Genomic DNA, 25353 nt, shown 5'->3' with positions numbered 1-25353 from the left:
CAGATTTTTAATCAGGGGAGAAAGGAACGAATTAACTGACGATTGCAAAGTTCTCGGTAKCGGCCGCCAGCCTGCATTAATTGATCGTGGCTGCCCTGCTCAATGATGCGGCCATTTTCTAAAAATAGAATGCAATCCGCCTCCTGCACCGTAGAAAGGCGATGGGCGATTACCAGCACAGTGCGACCTGCCATKGCYTGGGCTAAGCCCTGTTGCACCGCCTCCTCCGCCTCCGCATCCAGGGCGCTGGTGGCCTCATCCAAAAGCAAAACGGCAGGGTTGCCGAGCACCGCACGGGCAATCGCTAKGCGTTGCAGTTGGCCGCCGGAAAAATTACTGCCCCTCTCCTCCACCCTGGCTTGATATCCCCCCGGGAGGGCTTCAATGAATTCRGCAGCATTGGCCAGCTGGGCAGCACGCTGCAATTCCCCGTCGCTGGCGGGGCGTCCAAAGCGGATGGCATCGGCAATGGTGCCGGAAAAAAGGCTGCTGTGCTGCGGCACTAAGGCCACCGCACGCCGTAATTCMGMCGCCCGCAAGTTACGTAGGTCAATGCCATCGAGCAATACCTTGCCCTGTTGCACCACGTTGAAGCGCAAAAGCAGGGAGAACAGGGTGGTTTTTCCTGCGCCTGATGGACCCACAAGGGCCACCACCTGGCCCGGTTCAATGCTGAGGTTGAGGTTGTGCARCACCGGCTGGTTTGGGGTGTAGCCAAAGCTCACCTGATCAAGCACCAATCGRCCCTGCAATTGCGGCAAGGGCACCGCTGTTGCTGAATCTGGCGGTTCGATCGGTTCCGCCTCAATCGCCCTYAACCGGCGCAGGGAGGCTTGCCCCTGTTGAAATTCGTTGAAATTCGTTGTTAGGTGGGAGATCGGGTCGATCAACATCAAAAGAGCTGCCACATAGCTGCTAAAGCCCGCACCACTGAGCCCACCTGCACTGATGCGGGCAGCACCGATTAGCAGCACGGCAAGGATGCCGGCCGCTTCAATGAAACCCACCACCGGATGCTGCAGAGCCAAAAGCCTCAAGGTGCGATAACGGGCCCTGCGGTGCAGATCAATTTCAGTTTCAAAACGCTCCTGCAACCATTCCTCAGCGGCAAACGCCCTCACCAGCGGTAAGCCGTTGATCGCCTCCCCCAGCAAACCAGCCAATTCACTTACCTGTTGCTGACTGCGTTCTGCTGCCCCCATTACCCTGGCACCAAAGGCACTCACGAGCAGGGCCACCAAGGGAGCTAGMARCAAAGTTGCCARRGACAACTTCCAATCCAGATAAACCATGTAGCCAAAAACCACCACCAGCTGCAGCAGGCTTGGGGTGGTGTCTTGAATAGTTTTGTAAATAACCTCACCAACCCGATCGGCRTCCTCCGTGAGCCGATAGGTGAGATCTCCAGAGGAGAGTTTTTCTAAAACGCCAAATTCCAGGCGCTGCAAACGGGCAAAYAATTGACGCCKYAGGGCCTGGCTCACCTGCAAGGCGGGGGCGGCCAGCAGGGTGTCTTGGCCAAATTGGGCCAMTTTTTGCAACAGAAAYAAGCCAAGGGCAATGCTGATTACCCGTAAAACCCTGCTGAAATCTCCGCTACCAATCGCTGGAATCAGTTGGCCMGCTTGGGCTGCCAGCAGTGGCCAACAGGCAACAAACACAACCATGCAGAGCCCACCTGCCGCCAGGCGACCCCGATGGGGTTTGAGCAAGGGCAGCAGCCGGCGGAAACCAGCTGGGGAGGATGCAACCATGGGCGCAGATTAAGCCGCAGCCCTGCACCGCCTGGATTGATGCAACTCGATCAATTCCTTAAGTTCCACGGCTTGGTGGGCACAGGGGGTGAAGCAAAGCTGCTGATCCAGGGGGGCAAAGTGCGGGTTAACGGCCAAATTGAAAGCCGCAGGGGCCGCAAACTACAAGCTGGAGATCAGGTGRAACTAGGGGGGGAAATGCTCACAGTGGCGGGTGAGGCCAACACTTAAGTTGAGCTGCTTAAAAGAGGGGTGGCGTGAGCAAAGGATCGCGTCCGGTGGTGATTGCCGGCAATTGGAAAATGCATATGACCTGCAGCGAGGCCCGCGCCTTCGCAGATCAATTTTTGCCCTTGGTGGCCAATGCCCCAARCGATCGCAGCATCGTTTTAGCTCCRGCTTTTACGGCCTTAGAAACCATGCACAGGGCAGTTGCCGGCAGCGCCGTGCAATTGGCTAGCCAAAATGTTCATTGGGAAGGCAATGGAGCCTTTACAGGTGAGATCTCRGCGAACATGTTGCTGGAACATGGCGTGAGCTACACAATCGTTGGCCACAGCGARCCGCGCAAATATTTCAGCGAAAGCGATGAACAGATCAACCACCGCGCCCGGGCGGCCCAAGCCGCTGGGCTCATACCGATTCTTTGCGTTGGTGAAAGTGATGAACAACGCAGCAGTGGTGATACAGAACGGGTGATTCGTCGCCAGGTGGAACAGGGCCTTGATGGCATTAACCCAGCTCAATTGGTGGTTGCCTATGAGCCGATTTGGGCCATCGGCACAGGAAAAACCTGCGCTTCGGAGGAGGCAAATCGGGTGTGCGGCCTCATTCGTACTTGGGTGGGCCACCACAACCTCACGGTTCARTACGGAGGCTCGGTAAAAGCGGGCAATATTGATGAATTAATGGCGATGTCTGATATCGATGGGGTTTTGGTGGGGGGTGCTTCCCTGGAGGCTGAAGGGTTTGCCAGAATTGTTAATTACCAAGTACCCGCTCAGGTTTGATCCGCTCAACAAAAGTAATGGGGGTATTAAATATTACCCCCGATTCATTTAGTGATGGTGGTGAACACTGCCAGCCAAATCGCGCTTTAAAAACAGCCCAACGCCTGGCGAAACAAGGGGCGCATATAATTGATATTGGAGCTCAAAGCACGAGGCCTGGGGCTGAGCTCTTGGCGCCAGAGCAAGAATTGAAAAGGTTGTTACCTGCTTTGTTATTAATTTGCCAAGCGCGCCAAGAGGGGGAGCTACCTGCTGATTTATTACTTTCCCTAGATACTTTCCATGCACCCGTGGCGGCTAAGGCGCTCGAGCTTGGCGTCAATTGGATAAATGATGTGTCTGCGGGCACAGCCGACGGGGCAATGCTGCCCCTTGTGGCAAAAGCGGGCTGCCCCTATGTGTTGATGCACAGGCGTGGCAGTAGCCAAACAATGGCAAATTTTTGCAATTACAACGATGTGGTTTCAGATGTAATTGCAGAACTACTGCAACGCAGTGCCGCAGCCCTGGATGCAGGTATTAAACGCGAACAACTGTGGTGGGATCCGGGCTTGGGTTTCGCAAAAACAACCAGTCAAAATCTTGCCCTCTTGGAGGGCTTACCCCAATTGGCTGCCCATGGCTATCCCCTCTTGGTGGGGCCCAGCCGCAAGCGTTTTATTGGCGAGATCCTCAAGGAAAATCGAGCCAAGGCCCGCAGTTGGGGCACCGCYGCMGCAGTTTGCAAGGCCATAGCCGGTGGTGCCGCAATGGTGCGGGTGCACGATGTGGCTTCGATGCGGCAAATTTGCCAGATGGCGGATGCCCTATGGCCTAACGAAATCGCCTGAGGCAGATTTCCTCGAAAGCAGGCCTCAGCAGATAGGGATAGTCGCCAACCCAAAGCTTGGCCTGGGGCACCCAACCATCGGAAAGCCTGGCAATGCGGGAAAAATCCGAGCGTTCAGAAAGCACAAGGCAACGGATTGTCATGCCCTTTCGCAGGGCTTTATGGGCCTTATCCAAGGGAAAGCGCAATTGACCTAGGTAGCCCTCCTCATCAGCAAGCTCTAGGCAAAGCCAGGTGCGGCGGTTCTCCACCAACTCCAAGCGGCCCTTGGTGTCGGTGGTTTCTTGGCGACCCTCCAGTTTTTCCTTTGTGTAGAGATCGGCAATTTCACCTTCAAATAAAGCCGCTGCTGGATATTTGCGCAGCTGGGAATTGCGACTGCCGGCTTGGAGGATCGGTCCCCACAGGAAATAAAGCAGCATCGTTAAACCAATCACGAGCCAGAGGCTGCTCCAGCGGGAGCCAAACCCCCCCTGGGAGATCAACAGCGGAATTACCCCCCCGAGGGTTGAAACCAATAGCCGCTGCAACACCAGCTGGGGGCCRCCGGAGCAAAAACTAAATTGGGGCCCACTGGCAACGGCAGGGATTAAACGCTGCAGTTCGCCTGGTTTAAGGGGGAGAAGCATTTGCCCAGTTTTCGGCGTTAATTATTCAAAGCAAGCGCTCAAGGCCATACACAAGCCCTGGCAATTGACGCACCTTACGCACAGCAAGCAAAACGCCAGGCATGTATGCAGCACGGTCGAAGGTGTCGTGGCGCAGCACATAGCGCTCGCCTGGGGCACCAAATTGAACCTCCTGATGGGCCACTAGGCCCGGCAAACGGATCGAATGGAGCCTTAGGCCACTCTCCCTTAACCCACCACGGCTGCCGGCCAAACTTTCGTGTTCCTCCAACTCCTGGGGGTTGAAAGCCTTACCAAGCTCCTCCATCAATTCGGCCGTTTTTATACAGGTGCCACTGGGGGCATCTGCCTTGCGGTTGTGGTGGAGCTCCACCAATTCAGCATGGTTGTAGAAACGGGCGGCTGCGGCGGCAGCTTGCTGCAAAAGAACCATCCCAACGGAGAAATTAGGAATCACGGCTGCGCCCATGGAGGCTTTAGCGGCAAAATCCGCCAAATCATTTATCTGCTCTGGAGAAAGGCCTGTGGTGCCAATAACCGGTGCCACCCCGTAGGCAATGGCAGCCCTGGTGTGTTGATACACCACCTTGGGATGGGTGAAATCCACGAGCACCGAACCGGGATGCTGCTGGCTGGCTAAGCACAAACTGCCCTCAAAATCAGCGCTTAGGAGCACCTCAAGCGGTTCCAAACCAAGGGCGATGCCCACATCTTCCCCCTCCCGGCCTGGGGTGGTGTCGATGGCGGCAACGAGCTTGCAGTCACTGGTTTGGGCAAGGGTTCTGATCAGCTCAGCCCCCATCCGGCCTAGGGCGCCGGCAACAACCACTGGAATAAAATCGCTCATGGATTAATGATGAACACCACAGCAGCAACTGCTGCTCCGTAATCTTTACTGATCTAAACCAGAGCCGCATGTTTACCCAAATCCGTTCCGCCAGTCGCCGGGTGAGTCCCGAGCCGGATGCCTCACGGCTGGTGATGCGGGTTGTGTATCTGGTGTTAGAGCCCCAATATCAAAACTCCTTAACCCAAGCGGTTAATGCACTTAATTCGCAACCAGGTTCATTTTCAGTTGATTTGTGCGGATATCTAATTGAAGAACTAAGAGATCCAGAAAACTATCAGCAGTTTTGCTCTGATGTGGCGGCAGCTGATGTTTTTATTGCATCATTGATATTTATTGAAGATTTGGCCCAGAAGGTGGTAGATGCGGTTTCACCCCATCGCGATCGCCTCAAAGCAACGGTTGTTTTTCCCTCCATGCCGGAGGTGATGCGCTTAAACAAACTGGGTAGTTTTTCGATGGCCCAATTAGGCCAAAGTAAAAGTGCAATTGCCCAATTCATGCGCAAACGCAAAGAGGCGGGTGGCGCAAGCTTTCAAGATGCAATGCTAAAATTACTAAATACATTACCCACAGTATTAAAATATTTACCAGTAGAGAAAGCCCAGGATGCCCGCAGCTTCATGCTTAGTTTTCAATAYTGGCTTGGCGGCACCCCCGACAATCTAAGAAATTTGTTATTAATGCTGGCTGATAAATATGTTTACCCAAAGGCTGATACAAACAGGGAAGATATTGAAGTTATTGATCCGGTTGTATTTCCCGATTTAGGTATCTGGCATCCGCTTGCAACTGGGATGTTTGAAGATCTCAAAGAATACCTTAATTGGAGCAACAGCCGCAGCAATCTTGGCTCGGGWCCCCTGATCGGTTTGGTGTTGCAGCGCAGCCATATCGTTACCGGCGACGATGCCCATTATGTTGCACTTATTCAGGAACTTGAATTCCGTGGCGCCAGGGTTATTCCCGTATTTTGCGGCGGTTTGGATTTCTCTAAGCCTGTAAATAGTTACTTCTTTGACCCCTTAAATCCAAATCAAGCCCTAGTTGATGCGGCCGTGTCGCTAACTGGATTTGCCCTGGTTGGCGGGCCAGCCCGCCAGGATCACCCCAAGGCTATCGAAACCCTTAAAAAACTTAATCGCCCTTACATGGTGGCGCTGCCACTGGTATTTCAAACCACCCAGGAATGGGAAGAAAGTGATTTAGGTCTCCACCCGGTTCAGGTGGCACTGCAAATTGCCATACCCGAATTAGATGGCGCCATCGAGCCGATTGTGCTTAGCGGCCGTGATGATGCAACAGGCAAGGCCCATACCCTGCAGGATCGGGTGGATGCGATCGCAGGCCGGGCCATACGTTGGGCAAACTTGCGTTTAAAACCAAAGGCTGASAAAAAATTAGCAATTACGGTTTTTAGTTTCCCCCCCGACAAGGGAAATGTTGGCACCGCAGCCTATTTGGATGTGTTTGGCTCGATCCATCGGGTTTTAGAAGAAATGCGGGCAAGGGGATATCAAGTGGGTGATGTGCCCCGTTCAGCAAAGGGGCTGATGGAATTGATACTCAAAGATCCAGAGGCGATGGAGGGGTCCCCTGAACTAGCGATCGCCCATCGCATGAGTGTGGCTGAATATGAAGAGCTCACCCCCTACTCGGAACGGCTTGAGGAAAATTGGGGTAAACCGCCAGGTGAACTGAATTCCGACGGTCAAAATCTATTAATTTATGGCAAACATTTTGGCAATGTATTTGTTGGCGTGCAACCAACATTTGGCTACGAAGGTGATCCAATGCGATTGCTTTATTCCAGAAGCGCCAGTCCCCACCATGGCTTTGCTGCCTATTACACCTATTTAGAAAAAGTTTGGGGCGCCGATGCAGTTTTGCATTTTGGCACCCACGGTTCGCTGGAATTCATGCCAGGCAAACAAATGGGCATGAGTGATAATTGCTACCCTGATTCATTAATAGGTGAATTACCCAATCTATATTATTACGCCGCCAATAATCCCTCCGAAGCAACCATCGCAAAACGCAGGGGTTACGCCTCAACAATTAGTTATCTCACACCTCCAGCAGAAAATGCAGGTTTATATAAGGGGCTTAAGGAACTCGGTGAACTGGTGGGTTCATATCAACAGCTGCGCGAGAGCAGCAGGGGGGTGCAAATTGTTAATGCCATTATTGAAACCGCTCGTTTATGTAATTTAGATAAGGATGTAACCCTGCCGGAAGCCGATTCACAATCCTTAGATCTCAGCCAAAGAGATGCTGTGGTGGGTGCTGTTTATCGGCAGCTAATGGAAATTGAAAGCCGGCTACTTCCCTGCGGTTTGCACACCATTGGTAAACCGCCAACGGCGGCGGAAGCGATCGCCACCCTCGTGAGCATTGCCGCCCTAGAGCGAAACGAAGATGACCTGCGCGGGTTACCAGGTTTGCTGGCAGAAAGTATTAACCGCAGCATTAGCAGCATCTACAAAGGCAATGATGCCGGTGTGTTAGCTGATGTGGAACTAAATCAAAAGATCACCGCCACCTGCAGGCTGGCGGTGGCTTCGATGGTGAAAGCTGTTACCGGCCGCGATGGCAGGGTGAGCCTGCGCCAAAATTTTGCTTGGCTGCAGCAAYTATTAGAAAAAGTTGGCGTAAAACTATCAACCCCCTGGCAAAAAGCCTGCAAACGGKCCGGCTTCCCCAATGTTGATAGCGTTGCCCTTAACAAGCTTTTTGCCTATTTGCGTTTTTGCCTAGAGCAAATCTGCGCAGATATGGAGCTTGAAAGCTTACTGCGCGCCCTCGATGGCGAATATGTGCTGCCGGGGCCCGGCGGTGATCCAATTCGCAATCCAGGAGTGTTGCCCAGTGGCAAAAATATCCATGCCCTCGATCCGCAATCGATTCCCACAAGAGCGGCAATCGCAGCTGCGAAGGTGGTGGTTGATCGCTTGATTGAGCGTCAAAAATCAGAGCAGGGCAGCTGGCCCGAAACCATTGCCTGTGTGCTTTGGGGTACGGATAACATCAAAACCTACGGTGAATCATTAGCTCAAATCCTTTGGTTTATTGGAGTTAAGCCAGTGGCTGATTCCCTCGGTAGAGTGAATAAACTCGAATTGATTAGCCTTGAGGAGCTGGGTCGCCCTCGCATAGATGTGGTTGTTAATTGCTCCGGTGTATTTAGAGATTTGTTTATCAACCAAATGGCTTTAATTGATCAAGGCGTTAAATTAGCTGCCGAGGCTGATGAACCACTTGAGCTTAATTTTGTGCGACGCCATGCCCTAGAGCAGGCGGAAGCCCAAGGAACCAGCCTTAGGGATGCGGCCACAAGGGTCTTTTCCAATGCGAGCGGTAGCTATAGCTCAAACGTTAATCTCGCTGTGGAGAACAGCACCTGGGAACAGGAGGAAGAACTTCAGGAAATGTATTTAAACCGCAAAACATTTGCATTCAATGCCGACAACCCCGGTGAGATGAATCAAAACAGAGATGTTTTTGAATCGGTGATGAAAACAGCAGATGTTACTTTTCAAAATCTAGATTCTGCTGAAATATCGCTTACGGATGTGAGTCACTATTTTGATTCGGATCCCACCAAATTAATCGCCGGCTTAAGGGAGGACGGTAAAGCACCGGCGAGTTACATCGCAGATACCACCACGGCAAATGCCCAAGTGCGCTCCCTAGGAGAAACAATCAGGCTTGATTCACGTACGAAGCTGCTAAATCCAAAATGGTATGAAGGCATGTTGGATTCTGGCTATGAAGGGGTTAGGGAGGTGGCAAAACGGCTTAACTTCACCCTGGGCTGGAGTGCAACCAGTGGAGCGGTTGACAATTTTGTTTATGAAGAAGCAAATGAAACTTTTATTAATGACGCGGAAATGCGCAAGCGCTTAATGGATCTAAATCCCCACAGCTATAGGCGCATTGTTAGCACATTGCTTGAAGTTAATGGCCGTGGCTATTGGGAAACATCAGAGCAGAATATTGAGCAGCTTCAAGAGCTTTATCAGGAGATTGAAGATCGCATCGAAGGGGTAACCAATCAAGCTGAAAGCAGTAATTGATTAGCACCCTCTCCAAGGTGCTAATTGATTTAGCACTAATTATTGTATTTACCAAGTTAATAGGTGGCTTTRTTGGCAGGTTTGGCCAACCCCCAGTAATCGGAGAAATCATTGGGGGCATTGCCTTGGGCCCCTCCTTGCTGGGCTGGCTTTGGCCCCAAAGCCAAAACCTATTATTCAATGCTGAAGTGATGCATCAGCTGGATCTTATTTCTCAGCTGGGTTTGATTTTGTTCATGTTTTTGATCGGCCTTGAATTAAATCCAGCCCATTTGCGCGGAAAAATACCCCTAGCTAGCCGTGTATCGATTGCAGGAATATTGCTCCCCTTGCTATTAGGTGCCGCTTTAGCCAAAGGTTTTGAAATTTGGCTACCTGAACTTCTACCAGGTGAAAATCAATTAGCGGGCATACTTTTTATGGGTACAGCGATGGCGATTACGGCCTTTCCCGTGTTGGCAAGAATCCTGCGTGATCGTCAATTACTCACAAAACCCCTGGGCCAGCTGGTGATCACCTGCGCAGCGGTAGACGATCTGTTGGGTTGGGTTTTGCTGGCGGCCGTTGTTTCCTTCAGCCGTTCTGGCTCCCCTTTGGGGGCTCTGCCAGCCCTTCTTTACACCAGCCTTTGGGCCGTAACGCTCCTTTTTGTTTTAAGGCCATTGATGGCACGGCTTGAGGCCCACTACAGAAAAGCCAAACGTTTAGGCCCCCTACTAATGGCATTGGTGTTTGCCGGAGCAATTCTTTCTGCGGTGGTAACTGAACAAACGGGAGTGCACTACATATTTGGCGCTTTTTTGTTTGGCCTAGCCATACCCCGCTACGGCCCACTGATAAGGCGGCTGCAGCTGCACATTGAGGAAATTGTTTTAACCCTTTTGCTGCCGGTATTTTTTGCRATCAGCGGTTTGCGTACCCAAGTGGGCAGCATCAATGGCCCCCAGCTTTTCTGGGCATTGGCGGCGGTGTTGCTGGTGGCAATTGCTGGAAAATTCCTTGGCACCTGGGCGCTTGCCCGCCAAGGGGGCCTGCCCCAAAAAGAAGCGATAGCCCTTGGCTGGCTGATGAACACCAGGGGCTTAACCGAACTTGTAATCCTGAACGTGGGCCTGAGCATTGGGGTTATCAGCCCCACCCTCTTCACCCTGATGGTGCTCATGGCACTGATAACAACAGCGATGGCAGGGCCGCTGCTGCATCAGCTCGGYTACAGCAATAAGGCCGCCTAAACATTTTGATCGGATTTTCGTTACGTTCCGAAACATTCTGCTATTGTTATTCAAGTTTCCTTCAAGCCATGGCCGCTACCGCACCCGCCAGCAACGCAGCTAAAGCCACGATTCGCGGTGCAACCGTTACCACTGAAGACGGTGGTCGCCTCAATGCATTTGCAGCCGAGCCCCGCATGCAAGTGGTAAGCCCAGAAAATGGCTGGGGTTTCCACGAAAGGGCAGAAAAAYTGAATGGCCGCATGGCAATGCTCGGTTTTGTTGCTCTCCTGATCACCGAATATGCCCTTGGCGGCCAAGCCTTCACCCACGGCTTGCTCGGTTTGGGTTGATAACCGAATCMATCGATCATCCATAGTTTCAAATCCCGCGGCAGAATTTCTTCCGCGGGATTTTTTATGGCCAAAGTTGCTGCCATCAATAGCGATAGGGCCTGGGTGAGTGGTGCTGGCCCCACGGGCTGTCTTGCAGCCCTGGCCCTGGTTAAGGCCGGCTGGCAGGTGATTTTGCACGATTCCTCCACCAGCGCCGAACTGTGCAGCCGCAGCCGCGCCTATGCCCTCACCAATTCCAGTAAAAAATTGCTTGAGCAACTGGATCTGTGGGGGGAATTGAGCCCCAGCTGCCAGGCATTTAAAACCCTGCTGCTCAGCGACAAAAGCACAGCAAAAACAGTGCGCTTCTGGCAAAACAACCAAGAGTTGGGTTGGATTATCAACCACCCTGCACTAATGGATTTTTTGCTGGCCAAATGCCAGCAGCATCAAGCGATTCAAATGCGCCTTGGCGAAGCAAGCAGCGGCATCAATTCAGATATTCAGCTCACGGTGCTGGCGGAAGGGCCTAACTCCAGCGGCCGTAAAGCCCTTGGCATTGGTTTTTATGGCTGGCCCTACCGGCAGGGCTGCCTAACGGTTCAAGTGGAACTGCAGCAGGGCAATAGCCACAACGAAACCGCCTGGGAATTGTTTAGGCCGGAGGGGCCCCTGGCGGTGTTGCCCCTGGGCGATGGCCATGCGCAAGTGGTTTGGAGTGCACCACTGCAGCAATGCAGGCAAAGGGCTGCGTTAGCAGAACCCGCCCTACTTGAAAAACTAAGCCAGGTACTGCCAAGCCAGATCAGGCCCATTGCCATCCTCGACAAACCAGGCGCCTTTGCCGTGGAGTGGCGTTTGGCGCCAAAACTGGTGCAGGGGAAGGTGTTGCTTTGCGGTGAAAGCGCCCATCGCTGCCATCCCGTTGGCGGGCAAGGCTTAAATCTCTGCTGGCGGGATGTGAGCACTTTGCTCCAGGAGGCCAAACGCCAGCGCCAGAGGGGCACAGGCCTAGCTCTGCTGCTGGCTAGGTATCAGCAACGGCGTTGGTTTGATCTGCTCAGCACCATGGTTGCCACCGATGCATTGGTGCGGTTGTTTTCAAATCAACAACCACTGCTGCGCTGGTTTAGAAGCAGGGTTCTTGAACTGTTAAAAGCCAGTGGCCTGCTCAGAAAATTCAGCTTGAAGCTGGCAAGCGGAGCCTGGACAAAWTAGGACCATCACTTTATTTAAGGCTTTCTTAATAGCCATCTGCTGCTTTCGGGGGCACACTGCTGGCCTAGCTAAATTTTTTCTYTCCCCAGGTAATACTCGGCAATGGTGATCACCACCTCGCCACAACCGGTTCCCCCCTCTGCCCTTGTGGATTACCTCCGCAGGGACATTGGCTTGAGCGACGACGCCCTTGCCCTAGGGGTACGTCAATCGGTGCAAGAACAGGCTCCCCTTCCKGTAACGCTCTGGCGCTTTGGYCTGCTGAGCCTTGGCCAGTTAGATCAGGTRTACGACTGGCAAGAGCGTCAATAATTAGTAACTWGATCGGTAACTAGATCAGTAACTAATTAGGGCTTCAATCGGCAGGTTTTTTTGTAATCGATTGCGGCCACTTAATTCAGTGAGYTCTGCCACAAAGCCATAGCCGCAAACCACCCCACCAGCCTTCTCCACCAGGGAGGCACAGGCGGCAGCGGTTCCGCCTGTGGCCAATAAATCATCAATTATCAAAACCCGCGGCGCACCAGCTAGGGCATCCTCTTGGATTTCCAAGCGGTCGCTGCCGTATTCAAGGCTGTAATCAATCGCTTCCACTGGCCCTGGCAATTTGCCTGGTTTACGCACTGGCACAAAACCGCGATCCATGGCAAAGGCGAGGGCATTACCCACTAAAAAGCCCCGGGCTTCGATGCCCACAATCAATTCGGGGCGATGGCTTTCAACCTTGGCAGCCAAACCTTCCACCACAAGGCGCCAGGCGCGGGGATCGCGCATCAAGGGGCTTAGATCCCTAAATAAAATGCCAGGCTTCGGAAAATCTGGAACATCCCGCACCAAAGCTCGCAGCTGCTGGTCGAGGGATAGATCCATGGTTGCTGGCAGGGGGTGACGGTATACCTGCTCTACTGCCATCATCGCAGCCATCGCCCCCAACCATTGACCATCTCCTTCGCCCGATCCCAGCAACGTTCCCTACCCCGCCGGGGCATGGAGCGCCTTGATCTATTGCTACTAGCCATTGAAGCCCTAGACCTGCACGGCAGCGAGGCAATGCTCTGGAGCTGTGAGCAACTGGAACTGCAACAGGCCTTCCCCGATAGGGTTGCCCTTTGGAAAAGCCGTTGCMGCAACCCCTTAAGGCGGGCCAGCCGCAGGGGGGAATGGACTGCCGCAGAACAACAGGGGTTAATTCAATTGGTATGCAGCCTTTCCCAACGGCTTTATCCGATGTTGAGGCAACTGCTATCAAGTGGTGAACCCGATGAACTCAGCCAACAGCGATGGGCACTTTTTGCTGAGCGTTACAACGATCTAATCGGTGAAAGAATGAATTTAAAAAGAGGGGCTGTGCGCCAATTGCTAGATGAAAAAAGCGGRGCGCAACGGCGCCGGGAAGTGGTGCAAACCCTTGCTTTCTGCGCAGGCGGGGCTGGCATGCAACGGTTAGAAACCAGCTTGATGGATGGCAATAAATGAATTCCTTTGGAGGTATGGCCCTGCGCTACGAGCAATCCAGTTGCCGTTTGGAATTAAAGGGTCTTCCCGATGTGAGCGCTGCACCCCWGGGCCAAAACAATCCAGAGCTGCTTTTGGCAATTCTCACCTCATGGGAATTAAACCTTGGCCAACGGGCCTCACTCCAAGGCAAACGTGAACACCTAGAAGCATTGGTGGAAACAGTGCTTCCCTACGTGAACCTGATGCTTAGTGGTGCCGCCCAGAAACAAACAAGCAAAACTGAGGCAGTGGTTTTAGGTCCAAGGGGAAGGGGGCATCAGTTGCAACTGCGCAGCAGCCAACCCAACACGCCRCCCYTGGATTTGCAGCTAGATGATGCAGAACTGGCAGATCTCACCCAATGCCTCGATCAAATGCTGCTAGATCCGAGGCAGGGTTTGCGCTTAGAGCAACCAATTGCCATAGCCAAGAAAAAACGGCTTCCAAAGGCGCCCTCGCTGCAGCGCTGGGCATCCCCCACAGCCGCCGTAGCTGCCGTTGCCCTATGTGGTTTATTTAGCCTGCTGCTGCCTYTGCCAAGGCCAACTAGCCCTGGCTCGCCTCAGCAAACCAACCAAAACAACAAGCCATGAGCCAGTCGCCGAGCTGGAGTGAATTAAGGAGGCTGATAACGCGCTTGGGCAGTGAACTTGATGTGGTTGTGCGCAGCGACCCAGAAGTGTGCGGCCTCAGTGGTGATGGTTTTTTAATCAGCCTGCACCACACGGGCCAGGGCGATTGCACCGTGGATGGCCTCAGCCTTGTGCAGTGCCCCAACGCCCTTGTTATCGATGAATTTGTGCGCTGGATGATCCAGGCGGGTTACTTGACCCAACCTCTGGGCTCGATAGCGTAAGCAGATGCCAGCTTTAAAAAAACAATCCGCCCTGAGGCCCCGCCGGCGAAGGCGCCCTGCAATGCCAGGTCGYTGGCARKCACTTGTGATGGCCTTGGCTTGGATGGCAGCTGGCTTRGGGCTGATATTTGGCCTTTCCCAATTGCCAAGCCGCCTCGACACCCTGTTGTTTTTCAGCACAGCCCTTGGCAACATCAGTGTTGGCCTGGTGCATCTGGGCCTAGGGATTATTCAAACCCTGGGGGCATTAGTTTTAATCGGATTGGTGGTTGCTAGTTTAATTTTATTATTAGGCGGACTCGTTAGAATAGCTCGGCTTATAAATCCTGAAATGCCAATTGCATATCCTGCCAAAAAGCTGAATAAGATTATTTCACCAAAAATAGCAAAAAGGGTTTCTTCAAACTCTTTTGGCATCGAAAACCCAGTTAAAAGCTGGGGTTTTCAGCGGCCTGGCCCCAGGGAATGATGCAACCAGAGCAATTCCTGGATGCTRATTTTACCATTTAARTTTTTATCAAACATTTTRAATCTAGAGTAAATCCCGGGCAAGCTTTTTGCTTCTTCAGCATCCAACTGGTTATCACCATCGCGATCTGCGAACCTAAAAGCATTCTGGATTCGCTCCCCCAATGGGCCATCGTTAAGGGATGGRAGATCCTTAATTAGAACCTGTCCATCGCCGTTTTGATCGAGGCTGCGTAGGCGGGGATATTTACGCAGATCATCCGGCTGCAACTTGCCATCGCCATCGTGATCTAGCCGAWGAAATAACTCCCATAGCCGGCGGCGATAATCGTTAACTTCGTTTTTGTTTGGATTTTGGTTTGGATTTTGGCAGCTGCCAGGGCTAGCAAAGCTGCCCCAAAATATTAATAGCAGCAGTAATAAACGAACCATGCAATTAATTCTAGGTGCTAGTTGTGCTAAATCCAATCCGTAAAGCATCTACCAGATCCATGGGCAAGGCGCACACCATTTGGGTGGTAGACGATGATCCTGAACTTAGGCAGTTGCTGAACACATATCTCAGCGAGCAGGGATACGAAGTTCGCACCCTCAACGACGGCAAACAATTTTTAGCCAGGTTGGAATTTCAACGGCCCCATCTGGTGGTTTTGGATTTAATGCTGCCAGGCGATGATGGCCTAACCCTATTGAGGCGCCTTAGGGATAACGGCGACGACCTACCTGTGGTGATGCTCACAGCCAGGGGCGAGGCGGTAGATCGAATTATTGGCCTTGAGCAAGGGGCCGACGATTACCTAGCAAAGCCATTTATGCCAAGGGAGCTCACCGCAAGGATTGAGGCCGTTTTACGCCGCCGCGGCAGCATTCCAGCCGGCACTCCGCTCAKCGATGGAGAAATCATTCAATTTGGTGAAAATTGCCTTGATCTTGCCGCCCGCAGCTTGGAGCGCTGCGGGGAAGCAATTGTGATCACTAGCGGTGAATTCGGCCTGCTGGCCGCCTTTGTGCAAAATCCCCATCGGCCCCTTTCGCGGGAAAGATTGATTGAACTTGCCCGCGGCCCCAGCAGTGATACCGATAGCCGCAGCATGGATGTGCAGGTGTCACGGGTTCGTAAATTGATTGAGGCCGACCCCACCAAACCGCGTTACATCCAAACTGTGTGGGGATATGGCTACGTTTTTGTTCCAGATGGCACCCCCCGCAGCAAATAACCAATGAAATCGCCCTCCGGGGCCTTGCTGCTCAGGTTTTCTCTATTTCTGTTGCTCAGCTGGGGGGCCAGCCTGGTTTTATTGCAGCTGCTGCTGGGGCAACGGCTTGAGCGGGCCCAGATGCAGCAAATGGGCAGGAACCTTGCCGGTGTGATCAGGCTCAGCGAAGTTGGCCTTGAACGTTTTCCACCTGCGGTAATCGCCCAGCAAAGCGGCCTGCGGCTTGYCACCAACCTGCCAATAAAAGCAGTTAAACAAGGCAATCGCGACCGCGAATTAAGGCTGGAATTGTGCAAAARACTGCGCCATTGCCCTGAGGTGCGCCTCAGTAACAGCAAAGCAGCAGGGGTWTGGATCGAGTTACTTAGCCCCCTAGAACGGGTGTGGCTCCATGCGCCCCTACCCAACACCCATTGGTGGCCCCCCGACCCGCTGCTGGCTTCGCTTTCATTGCTCAGCGGCACCGTTGTAGCCGGTGCACTGTTTCTACTTCTGGAAGTGCAAAGACCCCTGCAAAGGCTTGAGCGGGCCCTTGCCAGGGTGGGCTTGGAGGAGCGGCCAGCACCATTAAGCCAAGAGGGTGCTGGGGAGGTGCAAAGGCTCAGCCGCCGCTTTAATTCAATGGTGGCTCGCCTTGAACAAACTGAACTGGAGCGTTCCACCATGCTGGCTGGAATCGCCCACGACYTAAAAAGCCCGATCACCCGTTTACGCCTGCGCCTAGCGGTGGAAGGTGCCAGTGGCCAAGCCCAAGCCGACCTTGATGCCCTCGAGAGAATTACCGGTCAGTTTCTGCTTTTTGCCGGCGGCGGCCARGGGGAACAAAAAATTTTGTTGCCACTGCAGGAATTAATTGGCGAACTAAGCGCTCACTACAGCGATCAACCCATTGAACTGCGCTTAATTCCCRTGCAAGCCCTTGTGCAACCAGTGGCCMTTGGCAGAGCCCTCATGAATCTGATCGACAATGGMCTTTCCTATGGCAAAKCACCGTTAATTGTTGAGCTAACAACAGAGAAATCGCTGGTGGTTATCAGCGTTACCGATCAGGGCAAGGGCATTCCCAAAAACCAACGGGATCAAGCCCTAATGCCCTTTCAACGCTTAGATRCGGCTAGGGGCGGCAGCGGCCACTGCGGCCTGGGTTTAGCAATCGCCAGCAGGGTTGCCCARYTGCATGGCGGCAGGCTGGAATTAAGGGATCCAGCCAATGGTGGCTTTAGCGTTTGTTTRTTACTKAAYTGYTTATCARCAAGCGGAGAGCTACCGGCATGAAACTGATCGGTAGATATTTGCTTGCGGGCCTGGCGCTAAGAATTGCGATCGCTCTGCTGCTGCCGCCTGGTTACGACGAGGCCTATTACCTTTTCTACGGCCATCACCTAGCCGCTAGCTACTACGACCACCCGATCATGGTGGGGTTATGGGCTTGGCTCGGCTGGCAGCTGCCGGGGGACAGCTTTGGCCTGCGGATCCCGAGCTTGATTAGCTACACCTTGGCCAGTGGCTTGCTTGCCCTCGCCGCCCAAAAACGCCTGGCAGCCGGCAGCGGCCCMTGGACAGCAGCCTTAACCGCCCTCTCGCCCCTAYTGCTGGTGGTGGGCGGGGTGATGCTCTTACCCGATGCCCCCTTACTACTAAGCCTTAGCTCCGTGTTGTGGGCCCTYGCCGTTGGGCTTAATTGGGGCTGGCTGGGTTTATTACTGGGCTTGCTCACCTTGAGCAAATACCAAGCCTTACCGCTGYTGCTATGCCTTCTGCTCTGGGCCCTTAGCAATAGGAGCAGCYGCAGCCGCCTGTTTAGTTGGGAAGGTGGGCTAGCTATGGCTGGCTGGTTATTGGTTTCAAGCCCCCTGTGGATATGGAATATTCAAAATGGTTGGATATCTTTCCTTTTCCATAGCGCTCGCACCCAGGCCAGTGGTGGTTTCAATTTTKCCGGCCCACCCCTGTTTCTCCTCACCCAGGTGCTGGCCCTTTTCCCCACGATTGCAGCGCTGCTATTTGTTGGCCTATTGCCCCAGCGGCATGATCGCTACAGCGATTTTCGTGGGCTACTGCGCTGGCTAGCCCTGCCCCAGCTGCTGCTGTTTCTGCTGCTGGCAGGTCGGATGCAGGTGTTGGTGAGTTGGCTTGTACCCACCTGGTGGTTACTGCTGCCCCTGGCTGCCGAGAGGCTGGCCCAGGCCCAGCGCAARGGTGTGGGCTGGCTGAAGCCCTGGATCTGGTTCACGGCTCTACTGCCGCCTGCATTAATGCTKATTGCCGCCAGCCACGTGCGCTATGGCTTTGCTAGCYCCTTGCTGGCTCCTGAAAACGACACCTCAAAGGAATTGTTCCCGCCGKCGCGGTTGCGATCTGCCCTGCGGGCCCAGCCGGCACTRTGGCAAAAACTAAAAGAAGCAAAGCTGTTGGTGGGTCAGCRGTACTACGAACCTGGCTTACTTGCCCTTGCCCTTGGCTCCGATAGCCAGGCCACCTACACCACCWTCAACAACGACGCCAGGGGTTTTGCCTTTTGGCGCCCCAAGGATGGATTTAGGGGYAAAGGTGGCATTTTATTTCGCTTAACCGAACCGGYTCAAGGCAATAAGGAAGCTGAGATTGAGCAACGSCTAGGCAAACTCACACCAATTGSTGTGGTTGATATGCCCCGGGGCGGGTTACCRGCCCAGCGCATGGAATTTTTTAGCTTCGCCGCAATCGCTCAATGAACTAAAGCGGGGCTCTGAATTTATTCAGCAAAACAAAACAGCACTCCACCAGCACCGATCAATAACAAACCCAACCAGCCAAATATCGATGGGCGCTCACCTAAAAATGCAAAACCAAGCACTGCAACCACCAGCAAACTGAGCCTATCCACCGGCACCACCAGGGAWACCTCACCCTGTTTAAGGGCCCTAAAAAAACAAATCCATGAAAGGCCTGTGGTTACCCCCGAGAGGGCAATAAATAACCAAGTGCGTTGSGAAAGCAGCAAGGGATTGCTCCACTTGCCAGTAATCAGGATCAGCAGGGGTAGAAATACGGCAACCACAAGGGTTCGCACCAAGGTGGCGAGGTCTGGATCAACATCCTCTAAGCCAACCTTGGCAAGCAAAGCTGTTGCCCCTGTGAATATTGCCGAAAGCAAAGCCCAAATAAACCAAGTGGGCACAGCTGGCATTGCCACTATTCACCAACCCTGGGGAGCTTCAGCAAAACCAGAGGAGGAACCACCAAAGGCCTCATCATCAAACCAATCGGGATCGTGCAGTTCAAGCTCGTCGCTCTCCTGTTGGATTTGCTCTTCAGGAAGGGGATTTGCGGCTTGGGGTTCGCCTGAGGTTGGGGATTGGGAAGCCTGCATAGATGAAACCATACGCCCTCCTATTAAGCCGCAAGGCTTCCTTCGGCTAAACAAAAGCTGGGCTCTATGAGCGAACCGAAACAGCTTTATTTTCAATGGGTATAAGTGCGGCCCTGTGACGGAGCAAATCTAAAGGGCCATTGCCAAAGCCGAAATGCCCCCATCTRAGCAGGCCCTAAGCCAAACGGRYMCAGGCGGTGGCAGTAGATGCAGCAATAAACGGAGGGGGCGGGATTCGAACCCGCGGAAGCTTTCACTTCGCTGGTTTTCAAGACCAGAGCCATCAACCACTCGACCACCCCTCCAGGGGCAATAACCCGAACCAAGCAGGCCATCACTCACAAAAACGAGTTTGGCACGCCATTCAACCCGGAGCAGCAACAAAAGTCTTAGATAAGACTCGCGAGAGTGGGCTCCATGGTGGAAATGGGTATACGCGCTGCCATGGCTGTTCTTTGCACCGATTTCCTTGCTATTCGCACCAGGCAACTGGCGGAAATGATCCAAACCCTGCCGGATTCAGCCTGTCCTGAGCACCAGAGGGGCTGCTGCAGGGAATTGCTAAGGCAACTGGAAAATGCCATAGACACCCTCACGCTGATGGAACGGGGCGCCTAGGGGCTTAACCCTTCTTGGCGAGCGGAAGCAGGCACTTGTCGGAGTCACAACCCGCAGGCCCTGCCTCCACCAATTCACCGCTGTCGTAACGCTGCAAGGCATCAAAGAAATCTGCATTGCGGCGGCGCACCAGCACTTCAGCGTTCAGCTCCAGGTAGGTGGCCTCATCAATCGGCTCAAACGGCAAGCGCGGGAAGGTGGCATTGGCATCAAAACGGGCCAAAAGGGCCGCAGAGATATAGCCCTCCCCCTTTTGAATCGCCTGATGGATTGCTTCTGCAAGGGGCTCGATTTCGTTTTCACGGAATTCGATCGTTGCAGAGGTGTTGTGGGCCGTGTAGTGCTGTTGCACCTGCATGTAGAAATCAAACTGGGCCATGGCTGAAAAATTGTTGATCTCCACCTGGTCTGCCCCAGGCAGATTCGCCCAGCTCACTTGGGTGGGAATTTCCACCAGCCATTCGGTGCAGCGGGGATCAAAGGGATCATCRAGCAAACGCCCCTGTTCATCCTTATCGCTTTGGGAAGGCACGATCGTGTAGCCGTAGTCGAGGCAGGCCAGGGCTACGGGATCGTTTTTGCGGAAGGTGATGCGGCGGATGAAACGTTGGGCCTTTGGGGGATGCCAGCCAGGGGAGGCACCCGTTAGCAAACTCTTAGTGCCAGCTGGTTGCACGGTGGTGCAACGGTTGGGRCGACGCAATTGATGGCGATCGCAGTAATCCCACACGGCTTGATTAACAATTTCTTTCCAGCGGCTTARRAATTCAGCCTCCTGTTGCTTGTAAACAAGGCCCTCGGARCTGGCRGGGCGACCAGCCTCCCACCATTGCAACCAAGGGGTGCCAAATGCATGCACAAAGAAGTCGAATAAGCCCGTAAAACTAACTCCAACAATCGGATCCCATGCCCTGCTTTGGCGATAGCGCTCCACTTCAAAGCGGTGGTTGAGCAGRGCCGCTACCGCTAAACCTGCAGCTTTGAATGCATCAGCCTGACCTTGCAGATCGGCAGGATCGATTTGATTTAAGTGCACCTCGGCCAAGTTGCAGTGAAAATCAGCGCCCAGGATTTCACCACAGGGATTTARGCCATAGCGATTTAGGCGATGYTCCAATTCAGCTGCACCGATTGCCGGGTGATTGAGCTGCAACCAGCGGCCGGCCTCCTCCCTGCCTTGATCGCAATARATRTCTTGAAATTCAGTGCGCAGCTCAGCTGTTGTTAAGAGATCAGCGTTCGAGCGGGCAATCGCCTCTGGGGCAAATTGAATCGCCCCTTCACCTGAATTGAATTGCTTCAACACAGCATCAAAAACCACCTCACGGSTGGGGCGGTTGTGGAACACCCTGGTGTGGTTTGCCATGCGCAGGGAATCCCGCTCGGGATCAATGCGCCARTTACCTTGCTCGTCTTGTTGCCACAGGTTGTCTTTGGCACTTGCGGCAGCCTGATCATCGGCTGCAAATTGACGCATGCCGGCACTGCGGCGGATATTGCCAGCAACGATCGTTACGGCAGCCTCATCAATAAGAAGGCAACATTCAACCGAGGTGAGTTTGCGGCCGATGGCGCGATTAAGGATTTGGGCAACCCGCGTGTATAGATCTTTTAGTTTCACCGGATTTGCCATGCCGCCAAATCCCTTGAGGGTTTCACCCACTGGCCGCACATCGGCGAGATCAACGCACACTTCGATCGGAAGCGCTGGGTTGAAATTTTGATTGCTGCAAAGTTCTAGGAGCAGCTGATAGCTATCAACCCAACCGCGACGGGTATCACCAACTTTGATTTGAACTTCCTGGCCATTRATGCTGTGGCTGGTGTGATCTTGGCGCTCTGCTGGGGCGGTGAGGCCRATATCACCAACRCTTTTGATCGTGATGCTATTGCGCACCGCGGGCAGTTTCTCAATCAAGCGCGGCTCAATGATGGCGCCTGTGCCGCAACCCATCATGGCCAGGTCCATCATCAAACCAAAGGCCTGCCAATCCACCAAATTGGTTGATGTGCAGTTGTAGGCACCAGAGAAATTTTCAGGCTTTTCAATCCAAGCGGTGCCACCTATCCAGAGCCAACGGCCAGAGGGCAAGGATTTTTGCTTCTGCTGCATGCGCCGAATTAGGTCAACTTCCTGGCCATCGAGCTGCCCCAAYTGRCGYAAACCCTCCAWATTGCGTTCTGCCACCTGCTGCCAGCTYTCTCTACCMAWGGGGGTTTTRCGGCTRTAGGTGCGATAAAAAACCGGGTTTGCAGCAGGCGCCGTTACGGGGAAGTARGGGTCTTGATTGGAGTTGGCAGAAAGCCCGTTGGGATTCAACTCTTCAAGCCTTTGGATGGTGGAGGTCACCGGTACTAGATCTGGTATTACGAGAGAAGCTAATACGCCACTGGTAGCGGTAGGGGGCGAATGCCGGTAGCTGATCTGGCCYAAGGCSTCTGGCGGTTAGTAGCCCAAAAGGCGCATGCGAAAAGCAGCCAGTTCCTTTGCTTGAGCTGGGGCCTGMAGCAGGAATGGGTGATCCGCCAACTGCTGCATCACCTGCTCAAGGCATTGCTCACGGCTKAGGTTTTCTTTMTGAAGTGCCTGCCAGGCATCGCTGAATGCCATGGCAAATCCATCGGGGTTATTGAATACGGTTTGGCTTGAAAAACTGGGATCCGGGCGAGTCATGGGCAAAATCCACAGCGGTTTAAGGCTACATAGAAGSGTTTAGGGCCCTTCGACCTGCCAGGCTGAAGCGATGACAAGCAGCCCTGGATCGATAGCGCTCAGCCCCGAGGAGCTGGCCTTTCGCGACGCTGTAGCAAGGCGGCGCAACTTCGCAATCATTTCCCACCCCGATGCTGGTAAAACCACCCTTACCGAAAAGCTATTGCTCTATGGCGGTGCAATCCAACAGGCCGGTGCTGTAAAAGCTAGGGGTGAGCAGCGGCGGGTTACTTCAGATTGGATGGAAATAGAGAAACAGCGGGGTATATCAATTACATCAACAGTGTTGCAATTTGATTATGACGGCAACACAATCAATCTCCTCGACACCCCAGGCCACCAGGATTTTTCAGAAGACACCTATCGAACATTAGCGGCGGCAGATAATGCCGTGATGCTTGAAGATGCAGCCAAAGGCTTAGAACCTCAAACCCGCAAACTATTTGAAGTTTGCMGGCTTAGGGGGGTAAACAGGCGGGGGAAARTCGCCTRCAACTTGATGATCCAGCCCTCRTAAATTTAGTGGARCCTGAATTATTAGCCCAGGCGATTGAGGAATTAGAGCTGYTGGAAGCAGCCGGCGCWGAATTGGATTTGGAGTTGGTTCATGCCGGCGCCCTAACCCCGGTGTTTTTTGGTAGCGCGATGACAAACTTTGGTGTGCATCCATTCCTYGATACGTTTTTAGAATTAGCGCAAAAGCCAGTAGCTAGGCAAAGCAGGGAGGGGCCCGTTGATCCATTGCGCACTGATTTCAGTGGCTTTGTATTTAAATTACAAGCCAATATGGATGCWCGTCATCGAGACAGGGTTGCTTTTGTGAGGGTTTGCTCAGGCAAATTTGAAAAAGACATGACCGTTCAACATGCCCGCAGCGGTAGATCGATTCGGCTCTCGMGACCCCAAAAACTTTTTGGCCAGGATCGCGAGGTGGTAGATGAGGCCTATCCCGGTGATGTGATCGGCCTAAATAATCCAGGTATGTTTGCCATTGGCGACACTTTATATATGGGAGCAAAGGTGGAATATGAAGGCATTCCATGTTTTAGCCCAGAGCTATTTGCCTGGTTGCGTAATCCAAACCCATCGGCATTTAAAAGTTTTCGTAAGGGTGTAAATGAATTGAGGGAGGAGGGGGCAGTGCAAATCCTCTACGACACCGATCAAAGCAAACGCGATCCGATCCTCGCCGCCGTTGGTCAATTGCAACTGGAGGTGGTTCAGCATCGCTTAGAGAATGAATATGGTGTGCCAACTAATTTGGAACCATTGGGATTTTCAGTGGCCCGTTGGGTGAGCGGTGGCTGGCCGGTGCTCGAAAGTGTTGGCAGGATTTTTAATTGCAAAACCGTGCGCGATTGCTGGGATCGACCTGTGTTGTTATTTAAAAATGATTGGAATTTGAATCAACTACAAGAAGACCATCCAGCCCTTGAACTAGCGGCGGTGGCACCGGTGGTGAGTGGCCTTGAACCAATCAGCCTGTGAAGCCACAGCTGCTGCTGGGCCTCGCCATGATTAAAGGATGTACCGGAACCAGCGATGGTGACCCAGTGGTGGGTGAGACCCAGAAAAGATGGCGGTTGCGACTAYGTTCGCTTGCAAAGCAGCCCYAACCAGGGCAATGGSCAATACGAGTGGATTGAAGGTTCCCATCTGCCCCCTCAAATGCCATTGCTAAAGCGCCGGCGCTGGTTAAGCGCCGATGCGATGCCAAACCAAAAGCATCAACTKGAGGCCCACGGTTATCAGCCAAGCCAACCGGTTTTTTAAGCGCTCTACCATTCCCTAATAGGCTGCAATTACTGCAGGTTCACCCCATGGCCCAGGGAACCCTTCCCCCCGACCCAGAAAGCAGCAATCCATACGCCAGGCTTGGCATCAGCGCTGATGCCAGCTTTGAGCAGGTGCAGCAGGCAAAAGAGCAGTGCCTCAACCTTCTAACAAGCGATGATGCCCAGGGCCGAGCCCGGGTTGAAAGTGCCTACGACGCTGTATTGATGCAGAGGCTGAAGGAACGCCAATTGGGGCAACTAACTGGGGCTGCTGCTACGGCATCAAAAAGGGAAGCAGCCATAGGCAATACGGCGCCAGCYARCCCCTCACTGGTGGCACGCATCCCTGCGCTTCAAAGCCTGCCGCGCCCCCAATTCAAATGGCAAAAACCGAGCATCAAGCTGGCAGAAGGCAAGCAGCTGTGGCTGCCWCTGGCGGGCCATGGCGTGCTGTTGCTTTTGCTTTTACTTACTGCAAATCAGTTGGGCACCCCGGAGCTATTGCTAGCCATMGCCAGCCTGCTAACGATCGGAGCGCTGCAACGCAGRCGTTCGCGGCTACTCGCCGCCGTTGGTTTAGGTGTGGGCGCCCTTGCCGTTGGTCTCTTATTAGGAACACTTGCCAGCAGCTACATAGCCATAGGCAGCAGCCAAGTAGCAACAATTCCAGCCTTAATCATGCTGGCAATAACCGCTATTTTATTTGATTAATTATTAGCGAAGTGAGCATTTTATAAATTTAACTCCTGTTTTCTAAGCAACCCCGTCTGCTTAGCTGAGCTCTCTCTATTTAATGTTGTTAGCGCATTACCCATGGGCACAACATTTGCTAGAACTTTGCAGTGGCTTTTCTGATAGATCTAAGCAAGCCACTTGCTCAGTTGACCTGATGCTCACCGAGGTAGCAAATGCCCTTTGGAGGCTGCAGCAGCGCCTTATCTAGTGCAG

26 protein-coding genes, 1 tRNA gene and 1 pseudogene are annotated in these 25353 nt (G+C 53.2%); 18 read left to right on the top strand and 10 right to left on the bottom strand.

The genetic code is table 11. The features are described from left to right. Positions 1-11: 11 nt before the first annotated feature. A complete protein-coding gene (locus C7K08_RS04345; RefSeq protein WP_106499426.1) occupies positions 12-1754 on the bottom strand; it encodes an ABC transporter ATP-binding protein in 1743 nt (580 codons plus the stop codon). Between the two features lie 39 nt (positions 1755-1793). On the opposite strand from C7K08_RS04345, the gene C7K08_RS04340 reads away from it, so the two are divergent. The 3 genes from C7K08_RS04340 to folP are packed head-to-tail and all read left to right on the top strand — an operon-like array spanning position 1794 to position 3594. After that, a complete protein-coding gene (locus C7K08_RS04340; RefSeq protein WP_106499425.1) occupies positions 1794-1985 on the top strand; it encodes an RNA-binding S4 domain-containing protein in 192 nt (63 codons plus the stop codon). 26 nt (positions 1986-2011) lie between these two features. Then, a complete protein-coding gene (tpiA, locus tag C7K08_RS04335) occupies positions 2012-2764 on the top strand; it encodes a triose-phosphate isomerase (protein ID WP_106499424.1) in 753 nt (250 codons plus the stop codon). Beyond that, the gene (gene folP / locus C7K08_RS04330; RefSeq protein ID WP_241537029.1) at positions 2761-3594 is read left to right on the top strand and encodes a dihydropteroate synthase; all 834 of its coding nucleotides are present in this window, start codon (positions 2761-2763) and stop codon (positions 3592-3594) included. Before tpiA ends, folP begins: the two co-directional genes overlap by 4 nt. Here the strand turns inward: folP and C7K08_RS04325 are convergent. Continuing rightward, on the bottom strand, positions 3578-4222 hold the full coding sequence (locus C7K08_RS04325; protein WP_106499422.1) for a hypothetical protein: 645 nt from the start codon (positions 4220-4222) through the stop codon (positions 3578-3580). The genes folP and C7K08_RS04325 overlap by 17 nt on opposite strands. Before the next feature lie 25 nt (positions 4223-4247). Continuing rightward, positions 4248-5069, bottom strand: a complete 822-nt coding sequence (gene dapB, locus C7K08_RS04320; protein ID WP_106499421.1) for a 4-hydroxy-tetrahydrodipicolinate reductase — start codon at positions 5067-5069, stop codon at positions 4248-4250. Between the two features lie 68 nt (positions 5070-5137). Here dapB and C7K08_RS04315 point away from each other — a divergent pair, with 68 nt between their 5' ends. From C7K08_RS04315 to C7K08_RS04295, 5 genes are all read left to right on the top strand, one after another. Continuing rightward, positions 5138-9145 carry a magnesium chelatase subunit H gene (locus tag C7K08_RS04315; protein WP_106499420.1) on the top strand — a complete coding sequence of 1336 codons (4008 nt, stop codon included), beginning with the start codon at positions 5138-5140 and terminating at the stop codon, positions 9143-9145. 17 nt (positions 9146-9162) lie between these two features. Beyond that, on the top strand, positions 9163-10377 hold the full coding sequence (locus C7K08_RS04310) for a cation:proton antiporter domain-containing protein (protein WP_241537036.1): 1215 nt from the start codon (positions 9163-9165) through the stop codon (positions 10375-10377). Positions 10378-10445: 68 nt separating this feature from the next. Beyond that, positions 10446-10709 (top strand): chlorophyll a/b-binding protein, encoded by a 264-nt coding sequence (locus C7K08_RS04305; protein WP_106499418.1) that lies wholly within the window; start codon positions 10446-10448, stop codon positions 10707-10709. Between the two features lie 66 nt (positions 10710-10775). Continuing rightward, positions 10776-11909 (top strand): FAD-dependent monooxygenase, encoded by a 1134-nt coding sequence (locus C7K08_RS04300; protein WP_106499417.1) that lies wholly within the window; start codon positions 10776-10778, stop codon positions 11907-11909. Positions 11910-12011: 102 nt separating this feature from the next. After that, entirely contained in the window at positions 12012-12221 is a 210-nt protein-coding gene (locus tag C7K08_RS04295; protein ID WP_106499416.1) for a DUF2949 domain-containing protein, read from the top strand. Between the two features lie 24 nt (positions 12222-12245). Here C7K08_RS04295 and C7K08_RS04290 read toward each other — a convergent pair whose 3' ends face one another. After that, positions 12246-12779: an adenine phosphoribosyltransferase gene (locus C7K08_RS04290; RefSeq protein WP_106499448.1), complete on the bottom strand. Its 534-nt coding sequence runs from the start codon at positions 12777-12779 to the stop codon at positions 12246-12248. Between the two features lie 66 nt (positions 12780-12845). Between C7K08_RS04290 and C7K08_RS04285 the strand changes: the two genes are divergently transcribed. From C7K08_RS04285 to C7K08_RS15360, 4 genes are all read left to right on the top strand, one after another. Next, complete coding sequence (locus C7K08_RS04285) at positions 12846-13385, top strand: DUF3038 domain-containing protein (RefSeq protein ID WP_241537028.1); 540 nt, start codon at positions 12846-12848, stop codon at positions 13383-13385. After that, positions 13382-13999, top strand: coding sequence for a DUF4335 domain-containing protein (locus C7K08_RS04280; RefSeq protein ID WP_106499414.1), 618 nt, complete (start codon positions 13382-13384; stop codon positions 13997-13999). Before C7K08_RS04285 ends, C7K08_RS04280 begins: the two co-directional genes overlap by 4 nt. Further along, positions 13996-14262, top strand: a complete 267-nt coding sequence (locus tag C7K08_RS04275) for a hypothetical protein (RefSeq protein WP_106499413.1) — start codon at positions 13996-13998, stop codon at positions 14260-14262. Before C7K08_RS04280 ends, C7K08_RS04275 begins: the two co-directional genes overlap by 4 nt. 208 nt (positions 14263-14470) lie before the next feature. Then, positions 14471-14731 (top strand): hypothetical protein, encoded by a 261-nt coding sequence (locus C7K08_RS15360; RefSeq protein ID WP_153062410.1) that lies wholly within the window; start codon positions 14471-14473, stop codon positions 14729-14731. On the opposite strand, the gene C7K08_RS04265 is transcribed toward C7K08_RS15360, so the two are convergent. Continuing rightward, a complete protein-coding gene (locus C7K08_RS04265) occupies positions 14707-15162 on the bottom strand; it encodes an EF-hand domain-containing protein (RefSeq protein WP_161955813.1) in 456 nt (151 codons plus the stop codon). The two genes, C7K08_RS15360 and C7K08_RS04265, sit on opposite strands and share 25 nt — an antisense overlap. Positions 15163-15221: 59 nt before the next feature. Here C7K08_RS04265 and C7K08_RS04260 point away from each other — a divergent pair, with 59 nt between their 5' ends. Genes C7K08_RS04260 through C7K08_RS04250 form a run of 3 tightly spaced genes read left to right on the top strand, consistent with a single transcriptional unit; the run spans position 15222 to position 18661 of the window. Then, the gene (locus tag C7K08_RS04260) at positions 15222-15947 is read left to right on the top strand and encodes a response regulator (protein ID WP_106499410.1); all 726 of its coding nucleotides are present in this window, start codon (positions 15222-15224) and stop codon (positions 15945-15947) included. A 3-nt stretch (positions 15948-15950) separates the two neighbouring features. Beyond that, positions 15951-17222: an ATP-binding protein gene (locus C7K08_RS04255; protein ID WP_106499409.1), complete on the top strand. Its 1272-nt coding sequence runs from the start codon at positions 15951-15953 to the stop codon at positions 17220-17222. Then, positions 17219-18661, top strand: coding sequence for a glycosyltransferase family 39 protein (locus C7K08_RS04250; RefSeq protein ID WP_133165154.1), 1443 nt, complete (start codon positions 17219-17221; stop codon positions 18659-18661). The genes C7K08_RS04255 and C7K08_RS04250 overlap by 4 nt, the downstream gene beginning before the upstream one ends. Positions 18662-18681: 20 nt before the next feature. Here the strand turns inward: C7K08_RS04250 and C7K08_RS04245 are convergent, their stop codons facing one another. From C7K08_RS04245 to C7K08_RS04240, 3 genes are all read right to left on the bottom strand, one after another. Then, positions 18682-19116 (bottom strand): EamA family transporter, encoded by a 435-nt coding sequence (locus tag C7K08_RS04245; RefSeq protein ID WP_106499407.1) that lies wholly within the window; start codon positions 19114-19116, stop codon positions 18682-18684. A 9-nt stretch (positions 19117-19125) separates the two neighbouring features. After that, complete coding sequence (locus C7K08_RS15420) at positions 19126-19299, bottom strand: hypothetical protein (RefSeq protein WP_161955812.1); 174 nt, start codon at positions 19297-19299, stop codon at positions 19126-19128. Between the two features lie 220 nt (positions 19300-19519). Continuing rightward, positions 19520-19604: transfer RNA gene (locus tag C7K08_RS04240), tRNA-Ser, on the bottom strand. A gap of 139 nt (positions 19605-19743) precedes the next feature. On the opposite strand from C7K08_RS04240, the gene C7K08_RS15950 reads away from it, so the two are divergent. Then, positions 19744-19917, top strand: coding sequence for a hypothetical protein (locus tag C7K08_RS15950; RefSeq protein WP_162842886.1), 174 nt, complete (start codon positions 19744-19746; stop codon positions 19915-19917). A gap of 4 nt (positions 19918-19921) precedes the next feature. Here C7K08_RS15950 and nrdJ read toward each other — a convergent pair whose 3' ends face one another. Beyond that, the gene (nrdJ, locus tag C7K08_RS04230) at positions 19922-22237 is read right to left on the bottom strand and encodes a ribonucleoside-triphosphate reductase, adenosylcobalamin-dependent (RefSeq protein ID WP_241537035.1); all 2316 of its coding nucleotides are present in this window, start codon (positions 22235-22237) and stop codon (positions 19922-19924) included. Between the two features lie 126 nt (positions 22238-22363). Further along, complete coding sequence (locus C7K08_RS04225; RefSeq protein WP_106499404.1) at positions 22364-22591, bottom strand: hypothetical protein; 228 nt, start codon at positions 22589-22591, stop codon at positions 22364-22366. Positions 22592-22661: 70 nt separating this feature from the next. Between C7K08_RS04225 and C7K08_RS04220 the strand changes: the two are divergent. Continuing rightward, positions 22662-24118: pseudogene (locus C7K08_RS04220) on the top strand (peptide chain release factor 3). A 332-nt stretch (positions 24119-24450) separates the two neighbouring features. After that, the gene (locus C7K08_RS04210) at positions 24451-25116 is read left to right on the top strand and encodes a CPP1-like family protein (protein WP_106499402.1); all 666 of its coding nucleotides are present in this window, start codon (positions 24451-24453) and stop codon (positions 25114-25116) included. Positions 25117-25353 lie beyond the last annotated feature (237 nt).

It is taken from the genome of Synechococcus lacustris str. Tous (genome assembly GCF_003011125.1).
Lineage (GTDB): Bacteria > Cyanobacteriota > Cyanobacteriia > PCC-6307 > Cyanobiaceae > Synechococcus_D > Synechococcus_D lacustris.
Note: the sequence above shows the minus strand (reverse complement) of the source record. Positions and strands in the feature narration are given on the sequence as shown.

Excerpts from the sequence above, each read along its gene's own strand:
- dapB (WP_106499421.1), bottom strand. The coding sequence starts at position 5,069 with ATGAGCGATTTTATTCCAGTGGTTGTTGCCGGCGCCCTAGGCCGGATG.
- C7K08_RS04275 (WP_106499413.1), top strand. The coding sequence starts at position 13,996 with ATGAGCCAGTCGCCGAGCTGGAGTGAATTAAGGAGGCTGATAACGCGC.
- C7K08_RS15420 (WP_161955812.1), bottom strand. The coding sequence starts at position 19,299 with ATGCAGGCTTCCCAATCCCCAACCTCAGGCGAACCCCAAGCCGCAAAT.
- C7K08_RS15950 (WP_162842886.1), top strand. The coding sequence starts at position 19,744 with ATGGCTGTTCTTTGCACCGATTTCCTTGCTATTCGCACCAGGCAACTG.